The following is a 12,763-nucleotide window of genomic DNA, read 5'->3' on the forward strand; positions in this document are numbered from 1 at the left end:
CGCGCGCCACCCAGCTCCCATCCGCCAGGCGCTGCTCGGCCAGCGAGCCGGGAATGCGAATCTCCCAGCCCTCGGGCAGCGCCACCTGCACCGCGCCCCGGCGGTAGCCGATGAGCGAGCCCGTGGGCGCCGCGGTGGCGCGCCGGGAGACCTCCTCCGCCAGCGTGCCTCCAACGCCCATGAAGCCCAGGACCTCCTGCCACTCGCGCCACGGATAGGGCAGCGTCGGGTCCTCCCGCCACGCCAGCTCCAGCAGCCGGGCCACGTCACGGAAGAGGTGGCGCTCCTCCTCCAGCAGCGGCGGACGCCACACCATGTCCGTCCAGATGCGGCTGAGCGCGCGGCCCAGTCGCGTCCGGGCACCCAGGCCCGGCTCCCACCACGGGAAGATGTCCTGGCCGCTCAGCGGATCCTCACGCACCATCCGCAGCCAGGCCTCGTCTCGCGGGCCCAGCGGGGTGAGCAGCGCGCCGGGGTACTCGAAGCCATGCCCGGAGCGCAGCGACAGCGTCGCCCCCGAATTGCCGAGCCTCCGGAAGTCCAGCACCCGGCCCGCCATCTCCCCCAGCCAGGCGAGCATGCATGGGACGATGTCGCTCGCATCCCCCGTGTGGAAGTAGCCGGTGGGGTCCCCCACCCCGGCGATGGTGAGGGCTGGCTCCGCCCAGTCCACCTGAAGCGCGTCCCCCAGGGCGTGCAGCAGATCGCAGAGGTAGCGGTGATAGCCGGGCCCCACCATGGAGGTATTGGCCGAGACCACCACCCGACCCTTCCCGGCGGCCACGATGGCCACCTCGTCCGCGGCCGGGTGCAAGCGCAGGAAGAGGATGGGGCCCTGGGGTCCCTCCACGGTGCGCGAGCTCTCCAGCAGCTCCTCCGCCTCCTCGTGGACCCAGCGCTCGACCTTGCGCAGCCACGGTCGCGGGGCCTCGGGCGCGGTGAGTTCTCCTCCGTACCAGCCGGGCAGCAGCACCTTCACCCCCATCGCGTCGTCTCCTCTCCGTCAGGCCGCGGGTCCACCACACGCAACGGGTGTCGAAGGCCGATTATGTCTCAGGGACGGAGGCGCGGGAGCCGCCGTCAAGACCAACTGATGTCGTAGTCGACATCGAGCGGCCCGAGCCGGCGCCCCTGCACGACGACATCGCGGGCCATGGACTGCTCCACCGCCGCGGTGAGGATGCCCTCGTTGTAGGGCAGGGGCAGGAAGTCCCGGCGGGCAATCAACCGAGCCTGCCTGTCCCCCAGCCGCTCCACGGAGCGCTCGCCGTAGCTCAGTGAAGCCCGGCAGGCGTTGGGAAAGGCGGCCAGCAGCCGGTGGGGATCCGTCCCGGCGAGCGCCATCATCGTCTTGCCCACGGTGGAACTCAGGAAGTCATCCGTGGCCCGCCGCCCCAGTTGGCGCAGCACGGCATCGCGACCGCCCAGCTTCGGGGCGAGCAGATCCGTGGCGGTGAAGATGGCCTTCATGAGGTCGGACACCGGGTAGTTGAAGAAGTCGACGAACTTCTTCCCACCGGCGACCGTGTGGCATTTCCCCCGGGCCTCCTCTCCCCCCAGCACACGCACCGCCTCCAACAGGCCGTTGAAGAACATGCCGCGGGCCGTATCCGCGGGGGTGGCGAGGGAGAGCAGCTGTTCCAATCCGGGGGCGATGGTCAGGGGAGTGGCGGGCATCGACACAGTGGGGGGCTCCTGGAGGGGGATTCCAGCGAGTGAGCGGTCATTCTCGAAAGATGGGGGCGCCCCCATTAGAACGCAAAATCCCCTTCCTGGGATCAGGCCGTGCGGACGGCCGCCGCCGACTCCAGACCCAGCTCCGCCACCGCCATCTCCCGCATCCGGAATTTCTGGACTTTCCCGGTCACCGTCATGGGGAACTCCTCGACGAACTTCCAGTAGCGGGGAATCTTGAAGGTGGAGATGCGGCCCGTGCAGAACTGGACCAATTCCTCCTGGCTGACAGTGGCTCCGGGGCGCGTCTTGACCCAGGCCATCACCTCCTCACCGTACTTCTCGCTTGGGACACCGACGACCTGGGCTTCGCTGACGGCGGGGTGGGTGTGGAGGAACTCCTCGATCTCGCGCGGGTACACGTTCTCGCCGCCCCGGATGATCATGTCCTTGATGCGGCCGACAATCTTCACGTAGCCCTGCTCGTCCATGGTGGCGAGATCGCCGGTGTGCATCCACCCGGCCGGGTCGATGGCGGTGCGGGTGGCCTCGGGGTTGTTCCAGTAGCCGAGCATCACGCTGTAGGCGCGCGTGCACAGCTCCCCGGGCGAGCCCCGCGGCACCACCGCGCCGGTCCCCGGGTCGACGATCTTCACCTCCACATGCGGGTGGACGCGGCCCACGGTGGAGACGCGCTTGTCCAGCGGATCATCCAGCGCGCTCTGCGTGGACACGGGCGAGGTCTCCGTCATCCCGTAGCAGATGGTGACCTCGCGCATGTTCATGCGTGATTGGACCTTCTTCATCACCTCGGTGGGACACGGCGAGCCGGCCATGATGCCGGTGCGCAGCGTGGAGAAGTCGAACTCGCCGAAGCGCGGGTGATCCAGCTCGGCGATGAACATGGTGGGCACGCCGTAGAGCGCGGTGCAGCGCTCGGCGCCCACCGTCTGGAGTACCAACAGGGGATCGAATGCCTCGCCTGGAATCACCATGGTGGAGCCGTGGGAGGCACAGGCCAGGTTGCCCATCACCATGCCGAAGCAGTGGTAGAAGGGCACGGGGATGCAGACGCGATCCTCGGCCCCGAGGCGCAGCGCCTCGCCCACGAAGAAGCCGTTGTTGAGGACGTTGTGGTGGCTGAGCGTGGCGCCCTTGGGAAAGCCGGTGGTGCCGGACGTGTACTGGATGTTGATGGGGTCGTCGAACTGGAGCGAGGCCTCGCGGTCCGCCAGCGTGCGCTCGCTCACGTGGGCGCCGTTCTTCAGGAGCAGCTCCCAGTCGTCGTCCAGCACGAGGGCCACGCGCAGCTCGGGGCAGCGCGGGCGCACCTCCTCCAGCATCTCGCGGTAGTCCGTCTGGCGGAAGCCGCGCGAGAGCAGCAGCACGCTGGTGCCGGACTGTTTGAGTGCGTACTCCAGCTCCGCCGTCTTGTAGGCGGGGTTGAGGTTGACGAGGATGGCGCCGATACGCGCCGAGGCGAACTGGGCCACCACCCACTCGAAGCGGTTGGGGGACCAGATGCCCACCCGATCGCCCTTCTCCACGCCGAAGGCCAGCAGGCCCAGGGCCACCTGCGTCGTCGCGTCCCAGAGCTGCCGCCACGTGGCGCGGTAGCCCTGCGAGACGACCACGAGCGCCTCCCGGTCCGGGTGGTTCTCGACGGTACGCCGGAGGTTCTGGCCAAGGGTCTCCCCGAGCAACGGGGTGGTGCTGGTACCGTGGACGTAGGACGGAGAGGACATGGCGCGAATCCTTCCCGGCCGCCCTCGGCCCGCGCAAGCCCCGCGCGTCCAGGCCGGCGATTCACCGTCTCGGCTTCGACCTGGCGCGCCTGCTGCCCTTCAACCTCGCGCGGACCTGGCACGTGCAGCTGGCCATCCTCTGGGTGTCCACCTCGTTCCTCGCCGACGGCATCTTCCTGGCGCCCCTGGTCGCGGGCCACGAGCCGCGCGGGCAGCACTGGCTGGCCTACGGGCTGTTGGGGGCGCTCACGGTGGTGGTGTTCGGGAGCATGGCGGGGGAGTTCGCCGGCATCCACGGGTGGACCACCCGTGTGTGGTTCGGCAACCAGGGCTTCGAGTACCTGGACCTCGGGCCCTTCTGGCAGGTGCTGCTGTCGGTGGGGTTGCTGCTGTGGGTGGCGCTGCTCTTCCGCGTCCTGCGGCGCCGGCTGCGCACCGAGCACCACGGCAACATGCCCTGGCTGTTCTTCTACTCCGCGCTGGCCATTCCCGCCCTCTACGCGGTGGGCCCGCTGGCCCGGCCCGACTCGCGCTTCACCCTCACCAACTTCTGGCGCTTCTGGGTGGTGCACCTGTGGGTGGAGGACTTCCTGGAGCTCTTCACCACCCTCATGGTGGCCTATATCTTCGTGCTGCTGGGGGTGGTGTCCGAGCGCGTGGCCCCGCGCGTCATCTCCCTGGACATCGTCCTGTACTCGGCCAGTGGCGTCATCGGCACCATGCACCACCTCTACTTCTCCGGCACCCCGGTGGAGCACATGGCCCTGGGCGCCTTCTTCTCCGCCGCCGAGGTGATTCCCCTCACCTCACGGCCCTGGTATTGCTCGCCGGACTGCTCGTCGGCGCGTGCGCGGTGCGTCACCCCGAGGGACGGGAGCTGGGGCTGCTCGGAGTCGTGTCGCTGACCATCGCCTGGGTGGCCCGGCGCACCTGGGTCGAGTGGTGAGCGGAGTCCTCGTCCTGGTGGGAGGGAGGGCCTGGAGACCTCCCCCGACGCCCCCTTGCCGGATGTGCGAGCCGGTACGACCCTCTGGGCTACTCAACCCCAAGGAGGTCGGCGATGGCGGACAGGCGGCGGTACGGGGAGTGGCAGGGCCGAAGCGAGGATCAGGGGCGCGGCAGGGGTCGTTCGTCCCGGGACGAGGACCGGGGCGGCACGGGCCGCGGAGATCTCGATCGCTTCGGCCGGGACATGGCCACCGAGCGCACCGGCCGGGGCATGGGCGGCCACGTCGGCGAGCGCGACGCGGATCGCTATGGCCGGGGCGGCGGCGATGACCGGGACATGGACCGCGACCTGGGCGGCCGCGGCGATTACGGCGGCACCGGACGCTACGGCCGGGGCCACGAGTACGGCGGCGACGAGGACCGGGGCCGGTTCGACCAGGACAGCCGCGAGGAGTACCACCGGGGCGGGCTGATGCGGGGCACCCCAGGGGTGCGTCGCGCCGGCGGACCGGGCCAGGAGTACGGCGAGGGCTTCTGGAGCGAGCTGACGCACGAGCGCACCCGGGGTGACTTCGACCGCTACGGAGCCCGAGGCGACGCCCAGCGCACCCAGCACTACGACACGGACCGCTGGGACCGGGGCCAGTACGCGCTGGGGGCCTCGGTCAGCCGGGAGGACTACGACCGCTACGGCTGGGGCCAGGGCTGGAGCCAGGACCAGGGCGACGACAGAGGCTTCGGCACCCGGGGCTTCGGCGCCCCGGACTACGAGCCGCCGCGCGTGCAGAGCTCGTACCTGGAGCAGCGCCCGCGCACCGGCTACTTCACCACCCCCACGCGCGACATGGACCGGGAGGCGGGCCACGGCGCGGGCCGCGGCGGCATGCAGGGCGGCTACGGCTCCTCGGAACGCTCCCCCGAGCTGCCCCGCCGGGGCCGCGGACCGCGCAACTACCAGCGCTCGGATGACCGCATCCGCGAGGACCTCTGCGAGCGGCTGATGCAGGCCTGGATGGACGCGGACGACGTGGACGTCCGGGTGGACAAGGGCGAAGTCACCCTCTCCGGCACGGTGAAGAGCCGCGACGAGAAGCGCGCCATCGAGGACCTGGCCGAGGACGTGCTCGGCGTGAAGGAGGTCCACAACGAGATCCGCGTCGCCCGCGAGCAGCCGGGCCAGGAGCGCCGGGATGTGAACCAGGGGTCGCGACAGGACGACCGGACGCTGCACTCGTGAGTGGGCGTCTCCACTCATCCGCAAGGAGAGGATTCCACCATGGCACAGCGTGATCAGGACAACCCAGGTGAGTGGCAGCAACGGTTCCCCGTGCGTGCGCGGCGCATGGACAGCGAGGGCCCGAAGGGCCGCCCAGGCTACCGCTCGTTCGGCGCCGAGCGGGGCTACAACCAGGGCGGCCTCGGAGGCCTCGGCGCCTACCAGCGCGGCGAACGGCCCCGCGGCTACGACGAGAAGCTGGACATGATCGAGGCCCGGCGGGCCCAGGGCCCTGGCCGGCCGCCGCGTGGCTACCAGCGCTCGGACGACCGCATCCGCGAGGAGGTCTGCGAGCTGCTCATGGACGGACCCGTCGACGTGGGCGACGTGGAGGTCACCGTCAACAATGGCGAGGTGACCCTGAACGGCAGGGTGGAGGAGCGCTGGGAGAAGCGCGCCATCGAGGACATCGCCGCCAACGTGCGCGGGGTGCATGACGTGCACAACCGCGTCCGCGTTCGGCCCCCGGAGGACAGGCCGGTGGCCCAGGAGGCGGCGCGGCTGCGCGATGACGATCGGCCGAAGGAGAAATCCGGAGATCAGCCGCTCATGGGCGTCTGAGGCCCGCGAGGGCGCGAGGGGGACTCCAGCCTCAGGACAGGCCCCCCGCGCCCTCTTCCTCTTCTTCCATGTCCCCGTCCCGGTCCACGTTCCGGGGGAGGTCCACCAGCGCACCGAGCGGGTAGATGATGAGGTGGCGCTGGGGCTCGCTGCCCTGGCTCACCGTCTCCAGGTGGTAGCGCGAGACGAGCCGGTGCTGGAGCTTGCGCAGCCGGGGAGGCCTGGGGGCCAGGGGCACCACCACGCTCTCGCTCAGCACGCGCTGGATGGCGTGATCGGCCTCGAGCACCGCCTCGCGCACCTGATCCTCGTCCACGCCCTCGGCGATGAGGAAGGCGTCGCGCAGCACCCGCCGCATCTCCGACGAGCTGTTGCGCTTGATGGCCAGCACGCGCGCGCCCGTCCGCTCCGACACCTTGCGCAGCTTGGGATCATTGGCGCGCGAGCGCAGCGTGAGGACCACGTCCGCGTTCTCCAGGCGGCCCACCACCCGGGCATCCGCTCCGATGTCCCTCAGCACCCGCTCCAGCAGATCCCGGCTGGCCGCGTGGGCGTAGATGCGCGAGGTCCCCTGGCGCAAGCCGGGCTGATGCCTCGGTCCGAGCTTCGAGGCCTCCCGGGGGGCCTCGGCCGGGGACGAGCGCGAGGACGAGCGCGAGGACGAGGACGAGCGGGACGGAGCCGGCAGCGGAGCCACCAACTTGGGCTCCTCGCGCACCTCCACCTGACCCTCGACGAGCTGGCGCCTCTCCCCGCCCACCTCCTCGCCCGCCAGCAGTCGATCCACCGACTGGGCGGTGTCGCGGTGCACCAGCACCTCGTCCCGGGTCACCATCTCCACCACCACGTCGAAGGTGGGCGGAGCGCGGCGCTCGTTGATCGTCTTCTGGGTGCGGCGGCGCCGAGCCTCCTCGTCACTGAGCGTCACGGTGTGGACGCCGCCGACCAGGTCCGACAGCGTGGGGTTGAGGACGAGATTCTCCAGCGTGTTGCCGTGGGCCGTGGCCACGAGCTGCACGCCGCGCTCGGCGATGGTGCGGGCGGCGGCGGCCTCGGCCGAGGTGCCAATCTCATCGACGATGATGGCCTCGGGCATGTGGTTCTCCACCGCCTCGATCATCACGTCGGGCTGGCGATCCGGCCGGGACACCTGCATGCGGCGCGCGCCACCGATGCCCGGGTGGGGGATGTCGCCATCGCCGCCAATCTCATTGGAGGTGTCCACCACCATGACGCGCTTGCCCAGGTCATCGGCGAGCACGCGGGCCACCTCGCGCAGCTTGGTCGTCTTGCCCACGCCGGGCCGACCGAGCAGCAGGATGTTGAGCCCGGTGCCGATGAGGTCCTTGAGCATGTCGATGGTGCCGAAGATGGCGCGGCCCACACGCAACGTGAGGCCCACCACCTTGCCCTGCCGGTTGCGGATGGCGGAGACGCGGTGGAGGGTGCGCTCGATGCCGGCGCGGTTGTCATCGCCCACCGCCCCCACCTGGGTCAGCACATGCTCCAGGTCCTTGCGGGTGACGGGCGTCTCGGAGAGCCGTTGCACCCGCCCGGCGAGCCGGGCCTCGGGCGAGCGGCCGAGGTCCATCACCACCTCCAGCAGCACCTCGCCCGCGGGCAGTCCGCGCACCGAGGTTTGAAGTGACTCGGGGAGGACACTCACGAGGAGTTGGAAGTCGTCATTCATGGCGTGACTCAAGGTGAATACTTCCCGGCCTTCGTGCAGGGCGGGTGAGCACCCGAAGCAAGCGGGCATCCTGGGGCTTCACCGCTCCTTCGTGGCTGGGTGCGCTCGGCGAGCCTGCATAGCTCAGCGTGAGGAGCATTGAACTGGAGGCCACCGGCCCCCAGCCCCAGGAGCGACCCCATGGCCCGATACGACAGGGATTCCACCCCCCGCATGACGAACGACCCCCAACACCTCGACAAGCTGAAGGGGCAGATGAGCGTCCGCGAAGCGGCCTCGATGGAGATGCCGGAGCAGCACATCGGGATGGAGCGGCGGGGGACGACGGTGCACGGCTTCGGGGATGGGCAAACCGGAATGCCGATGCACGGCCAGCGGACCGTGAGCGAGTCGGTGGTGGAGCTCATCGAGCAGGTGTTTCAGCTCCCGTTCCACGCACAGCTCAGCATGATGCGGATGATGGCCCCCCGGATTCTCGGGGTGATGGACGCGAGGGATCAGGAGACCTTCCTGAATGACCTGCGCCGGGAGCTCGAGTCGATGATGTCGGGCGAGCAGACCGAGACGCCCATAAGGGGCGAGCAGGACATCCAGGACACGTGATCGACACGCTCTGGGGGCCCCAACCCCTCCTCTCGCTCCAGGCGTGGGTGGGGAGCGCCCCCGGATGGACGCCCGTGGCCCGGGTCCTCTCGCTGCTGGGGGACACCGCGGGCGCGCTCGTCCTCTTCGCGTGGGTGCGCTGGAGGGCCGGGCGGGTGCCCGGGCTGGCGCTCGTGGGCCTCTTCATGCTCACGGGCCTGGTGGACCTGGCGCTGTGGGAGTTCGTCGGCCTGCCTCGCCCGGATGAACCAGGCATCGTGGTGCGCGACGACCCGGCGGTGTCCTCGTTCCCGAGCGGGCACACGGTGACGTCCCTTGCCCTCTTCGGGTGGCTCGCGCGACAGGGTCAAAGTCCACGCGTCGTGCCGTGGGGGGTGGTGCCGCTGGTGATGCTCGCGCGCCTCTACCTGGGAGCGCACTACCTGGGCGACGTCCTGGCCGGAGTGCTCATCGGGTTGCTGCTGCTGTGGAGCCACACGCGCCTGTGGCCCGTGCTGCGGCGCTGGGCAGAGCGGCGCAGCTTCCGCTTCTGGGCCTCGAACGGCATCGGGATGGTGGCCACGATGACCTCCGGGGTGTTCCTCTTCGGAGGAGACCGGCGGGCCTGGCAGGTGCTCGGATACTTCGGGGGCCTCGTGCTCGGGCTGCTGCTGTCGCACTGGCTCCCGCGTGACCGGCCCGCCACCGAGCCCCATGCATGGCGGTTGCGCGAGCTGGCGCTCGGGTTCACCGTTCTCCTCGCGCTGGTGGGGCCCGCGCACCTGGGCGCGGCGCCGCCCGTGCAAGGGGTGCTCTACTTCCTGGCGATGCTGTGGGGGGCCTTCCTGTTCCCCACCCTGCTCGCGACGTGGCACCGCCTCAACCTCGCGGCGGCTCCACCGTGAACGCCCGCCTTGTCGAGCTCCGTCAGGCCACCAGACCGCAGGAGGACCGCATGGGAACGAAGCCGGAATACCGTTGAGGCCATGGTGGGAGGCAACGAGGACACCCCGGGCCCCACCCCTCGAACGACGACCGAGGCTCCGCCCCATGCGCTGCCCCGAGCAGGGCATGGCCTCCTCCGTCCAGTACAACGTGGGTGCGGGTACTCGGGGCCACATCGTCCTGGAGGCCAAGGTATGAAGCCACGGCATGCCCACGCGGTTCAGGAATAGAAGTCCTGGAGGTAGGCGACAGCAGCCCGGCGTGCCGGGCATTCTGGGCTGGGTTTTCCTCCTACCGTTGACCGGGTGCGCCACCGCGACCCTGGCGATGCTGCTGGCGGACGCGGATATCAAACTCGTCGAGCAGACCCTGACCCAGTGCGCCCAGGCGGCGAACCAGAAGGTCAATGAAGAGGATGCGGAACTCAAGGGCCAGGAGCCCGACAGGGAGCAGTGCAGGAAGGTGGTCCGCCGGGAGGGCAACAGGGAAGTGACGCGAGCCATGGAACTCGGAGCCAAGAAGCACGCGTTGGCCGTCGACTGTGTACGGAAAGCGCTCGCGCAACTCTTCCCGAACAACGCCAGCCTGGAGCCGACCTATCAGAGGGACCCGACCACCGGACAGTGGCGATGGATTGACCCCAATCAGGTGGCGGAGTGGCTGCAGCTCGGGCTGACCAGCCAACTCTGGGGAGCACTGGTTCCCGACGTCGTGGTTCACGCCTCGGGCAATCCGAACCAGGTCCAGCGCGTCTATGACTTCAAGTTCCCCTGCCCGCCCACGAACGATCCCTCTTGGGGACGATACGCCCCGGGCCAACCTCATTATCCGAAGAATCAAGGAGCGATGTACAAAGAGGCGCTCCTTGGAGGGAAGAGCGAGCCCCAACCCGTCACGCCCACAGGAGTCAAGTGATGAGCGAGCACTACCCGCGTGTACGCATCAACAAGAGCCTTGGGGAGAAACTCTACCCGTGCATCCGGGAGAGCGTGAACATCACCTTCTATATGAAGCGCTCTCACCAGGAGGTGGTGCAACAGGTGATGCGCTCGCTGGAGGTGTACCGCCGCGTGGTGGGACCCCAGGCTCTCCGTTGGTACTGCGACCAGTTCACCACTGATTGGGAGGAGCTCGATGACAAGGGCTGGGCACACATCCGCCGGGAGATGCTCGAGGACCCCGCCGCCCACCACTGGCTGAGTGAATCCCCCAGTGCCACCACGGGATACGAGATCATCTATAGTGGCCGACCACTCGATGCCTATGCCGAGGGCGCGACGAGCGGGATATCCTTCATGCTCCCCACGGAATACCTGGAGGAGCACGGGCCAGGGCGGGTACGGGAGCTGGCGTTGGAGTTGGCCGCGGAGCTGCCTTTCAACTCCGGCCACACGGGCCTCTGCTTCCACTTCCCGGCTGCCATGCTCGGTGTCACCCGCCGCATCCGCGACCTGTCCTTTCGCTACCCGGGCATGGACATGTCGGACGTGGAGTCCAGCTCCTACGCCATCGGCACGCGGGTGGATGGGGTGCACTGGCTGAACTTCCTGGGCCCACCCGTGTTGGGAGAACTGGGGGGCATCGCGGGTCTGCGTGCGCGCCTGCATTCACCTGGCACCACCGTGCAGGAGCTCGACAGCGAGCGGGTGGTGGTGACGCTGGGGAAATGGCCGGAGGCAGGTGACACGGAGCAGGGCCACACGCTGCCCGCCTACCGCGAGCTGGCGCGCGTGCTGGAGCCCTGGCTGTACCTGGACCGTGTCCACTGGGATGGCTTCAACGAGGACGGCATGCGCCGCTGGGAGCGCCGCTTCCTCGACTGAAGCGCGCTGCACACCCCACGCCTCGCCTGTGCGTGCCGTTGCACAACCGGTGCACACCACCGCCACCGTCTCCCTCTGGGTGACGCACGGCGCCATGGCTGGCGCGCGGGGTGCATCGGGCCCTCTCCCCGGAGGGTCCAAATCCATGAGTGCGACGATGGCTACGAAGTGGGATGTGCGGGTGCTCGCCGGGGTGGGCGCGGGGTTGATGGGGCTCGCGGGCGTGTTCCTCTGGCGAGAGCTTCAGGTGCCGCACGAGCTCCTGCTCGCGGTGGCCGCCGTGCTGGCCTCGGCGGTGGCCCTCGCCGAGGTGCCCCGACATCGCCCGCTCGCGGGTCCCATCGCCCTGCTCCTCACCGGCCTCGTCGGCGGCCTCTGGTACGCGGCGGTGAAGTCCGGCCTGCTGCTGCCGGGCCTGGGCCTCACCGTCCTCGCCGCGGCCTTCACCGTGGCGCGCACCTGGCGCCGCTCCGAGGCGCGCGAGGACAAGCTCCAGGCCGTGCTCCTCTGGTACGGGCTGACGGCGGCGGTGCTCGCCACCTCGTGGGCCTTCTACTTCCACTTCTTCACCCTCGGCTTCGCCGCTGACGACATCGGTCGCCGGGTGGTGCTCACCCTGGCCTGGCTCGTCTCGGGCGTGGGGCTCGTGGTGTACGGCCGCCAGCGCGGCGAGAGCGTCATCCGTGACGCCGGCTTCGCCTTCGTCGCCCTGGCCGTGGGCAAGGCGCTCGTCTACGACACCACCCACTTGAGCGGCATGCTGCGCGTCGCGGGCCTGGCTGGCGCGGGCGCCCTCCTGCTCGGCGGCGCGTGGCTGTCCACCCTCCGTCAGCCCCGGAGCGCGTGACATGGGGGCCCTCGCCGCAGTCGTGATGTTGCTCGCCGCGGGCACGCCCGAGGACTCCTGCTTCGTGCCCTCGGACCAGACGGCGGGGTGGAAGCGCGTGGTGCTGCCCGAGGGGGCCCCAGCCCTCTGCGCGCCGGAGGACGTGGACCAGTTCCGCTCCGGCGAGCCCGCGCTCCTCTTCCAGGAGGACGCTTCCGCGTACCTCGGTGCCGACAAGCAGCACCCGGGCCTCATGGCCTACGGCTTCCGCGTCCCCCGCGACGCGCGCCGGCTGGAGCTCGGCTTCGTCGAGGCGCTGCGGGGCGCGAAGGTGGATGCCGTGGCGTACGCGGGAGGCCGCGCCTTCCCGCTGCGCGATGAGAAACGGCTCGCCGGCGCGCACCTGTCGCTGGAGTGGACGATGGCCGACGTGGACCGGGTGGTGGTGTCCGTGCACCACCACTTGCGCGAGAAGCCGGTGGTGCGCACGTGGCGGGTGGGACGCCTGCTGAGGCCCGGGGAGGACGCGGCCCTGCCCGAGTCCTTCCGCGCGCCGCGCTCGCTCTACTTCCTCCACCCGGGGGGCCGACGGCTGGAGCTGTGCGACGCGCCGGGGCGCACGCCGCGGCTCACCCGCTGGCCCGAGAGCGCCAACGCCTCCGAGGTGACACTGCGCCGTCCGTAATTCCTCAT

The 12,763-nt window shown here is 70.0% G+C and carries 13 protein-coding genes; 9 read left to right on the forward strand and 4 right to left on the reverse strand.

Going from position 1 to position 12,763, the window contains the following annotated elements; genetic code table 11:
- From VF794_RS04590 to VF794_RS04600, 3 genes are all read right to left on the reverse strand, one after another.
- On the reverse strand, positions 1–985 hold a 985-nt coding region (locus tag VF794_RS04590), incomplete at its 3' end, for a hypothetical protein (protein WP_331107953.1).
- Positions 986–1,080: 95 nt separating this feature from the next.
- A complete protein-coding gene (locus tag VF794_RS04595) occupies positions 1,081–1,677 on the reverse strand; it encodes a DUF2378 family protein (RefSeq protein WP_331107964.1) in 597 nt (198 codons plus the stop codon).
- Positions 1,678–1,778: 101 nt separating this feature from the next.
- Positions 1,779–3,419, reverse strand: a complete 1,641-nt coding sequence (locus VF794_RS04600) for an AMP-binding protein (RefSeq protein WP_331107954.1) — start codon at positions 3,417–3,419, stop codon at positions 1,779–1,781.
- A gap of 92 nt (positions 3,420–3,511) precedes the next feature.
- On the opposite strand from VF794_RS04600, the gene VF794_RS04605 reads away from it, so the two are divergent.
- From VF794_RS04605 to VF794_RS04615, 3 genes are all read left to right on the forward strand, one after another.
- A complete protein-coding gene (locus VF794_RS04605) occupies positions 3,512–4,324 on the forward strand; it encodes a cbb3-type cytochrome c oxidase subunit I (RefSeq protein WP_331107965.1) in 813 nt (270 codons plus the stop codon).
- Positions 4,325–4,479: 155 nt separating this feature from the next.
- Entirely contained in the window at positions 4,480–5,604 is a 1,125-nt protein-coding gene (locus VF794_RS04610) for a BON domain-containing protein (RefSeq protein ID WP_331107955.1), read from the forward strand.
- Positions 5,605–5,643: 39 nt separating this feature from the next.
- Positions 5,644–6,204, forward strand: a complete 561-nt coding sequence (locus VF794_RS04615) for a BON domain-containing protein (protein ID WP_331107956.1) — start codon at positions 5,644–5,646, stop codon at positions 6,202–6,204.
- Between the two features lie 31 nt (positions 6,205–6,235).
- Here the strand turns inward: VF794_RS04615 and VF794_RS04620 are convergent, their stop codons facing one another.
- Positions 6,236–7,894, reverse strand: a complete 1,659-nt coding sequence (locus tag VF794_RS04620; protein ID WP_331107957.1) for a R3H domain-containing nucleic acid-binding protein — start codon at positions 7,892–7,894, stop codon at positions 6,236–6,238.
- Between the two features lie 213 nt (positions 7,895–8,107).
- On the opposite strand from VF794_RS04620, the gene VF794_RS04625 reads away from it, so the two are divergent.
- From VF794_RS04625 to VF794_RS04650, 6 genes are all read left to right on the forward strand, one after another.
- Positions 8,108–8,497 carry a hypothetical protein gene (locus VF794_RS04625; protein ID WP_331107958.1) on the forward strand — a complete coding sequence of 130 codons (390 nt, stop codon included), beginning with the start codon at positions 8,108–8,110 and terminating at the stop codon, positions 8,495–8,497.
- The gene (locus VF794_RS04630) at positions 8,494–9,381 is read left to right on the forward strand and encodes a phosphatase PAP2 family protein (RefSeq protein WP_331107959.1); all 888 of its coding nucleotides are present in this window, start codon (positions 8,494–8,496) and stop codon (positions 9,379–9,381) included. The genes VF794_RS04625 and VF794_RS04630 overlap by 4 nt, the downstream gene beginning before the upstream one ends.
- A 301-nt stretch (positions 9,382–9,682) precedes the next feature.
- The gene (locus VF794_RS04635; protein ID WP_331107960.1) at positions 9,683–10,336 is read left to right on the forward strand and encodes a hypothetical protein; all 654 of its coding nucleotides are present in this window, start codon (positions 9,683–9,685) and stop codon (positions 10,334–10,336) included.
- Positions 10,336–11,244: a type VI immunity family protein gene (locus VF794_RS04640; protein ID WP_331107961.1), complete on the forward strand. Its 909-nt coding sequence runs from the start codon at positions 10,336–10,338 to the stop codon at positions 11,242–11,244. Before VF794_RS04635 ends, VF794_RS04640 begins: the two co-directional genes overlap by 1 nt.
- Positions 11,192–12,091, forward strand: a complete 900-nt coding sequence (locus VF794_RS04645) for a DUF2339 domain-containing protein (RefSeq protein ID WP_331107962.1) — start codon at positions 11,192–11,194, stop codon at positions 12,089–12,091. Before VF794_RS04640 ends, VF794_RS04645 begins: the two co-directional genes overlap by 53 nt.
- A 1-nt stretch (position 12,092) precedes the next feature.
- Positions 12,093–12,755 (forward strand): hypothetical protein, encoded by a 663-nt coding sequence (locus VF794_RS04650; RefSeq protein ID WP_331107963.1) that lies wholly within the window; start codon positions 12,093–12,095, stop codon positions 12,753–12,755.
- The last annotated feature ends 8 nt before the right edge of the window (positions 12,756–12,763 follow it).

It is taken from the genome of Archangium sp., assembly GCF_036389735.1.
Lineage (GTDB): Bacteria > Myxococcota > Myxococcia > Myxococcales > Myxococcaceae > Archangium.

What these genes read in the sequence shown, in the direction of transcription:
- VF794_RS04600 (WP_331107954.1), bottom strand. Translation starts at nt 3,419, where the DNA reads ATGTCCTCTCCGTCCTACGTCCACGGTACCAGCACCACCCCGTTGCTC.
- VF794_RS04645 (WP_331107962.1), top strand. Translation starts at nt 11,192, where the DNA reads ATGGCTTCAACGAGGACGGCATGCGCCGCTGGGAGCGCCGCTTCCTCG.
- VF794_RS04625 (WP_331107958.1), top strand. Translation starts at nt 8,108, where the DNA reads ATGACGAACGACCCCCAACACCTCGACAAGCTGAAGGGGCAGATGAGC.
- VF794_RS04650 (WP_331107963.1), top strand. Translation starts at nt 12,093, where the DNA reads ATGGGGGCCCTCGCCGCAGTCGTGATGTTGCTCGCCGCGGGCACGCCC.
- VF794_RS04615 (WP_331107956.1), top strand. Translation starts at nt 5,644, where the DNA reads ATGGCACAGCGTGATCAGGACAACCCAGGTGAGTGGCAGCAACGGTTC.
- VF794_RS04640 (WP_331107961.1), top strand. Translation starts at nt 10,336, where the DNA reads ATGAGCGAGCACTACCCGCGTGTACGCATCAACAAGAGCCTTGGGGAG.
- VF794_RS04610 (WP_331107955.1), top strand. Translation starts at nt 4,480, where the DNA reads ATGGCGGACAGGCGGCGGTACGGGGAGTGGCAGGGCCGAAGCGAGGAT.
- VF794_RS04620 (WP_331107957.1), bottom strand. Translation starts at nt 7,894, where the DNA reads ATGAATGACGACTTCCAACTCCTCGTGAGTGTCCTCCCCGAGTCACTT.
- VF794_RS04595 (WP_331107964.1), bottom strand. Translation starts at nt 1,677, where the DNA reads ATGCCCGCCACTCCCCTGACCATCGCCCCCGGATTGGAACAGCTGCTC.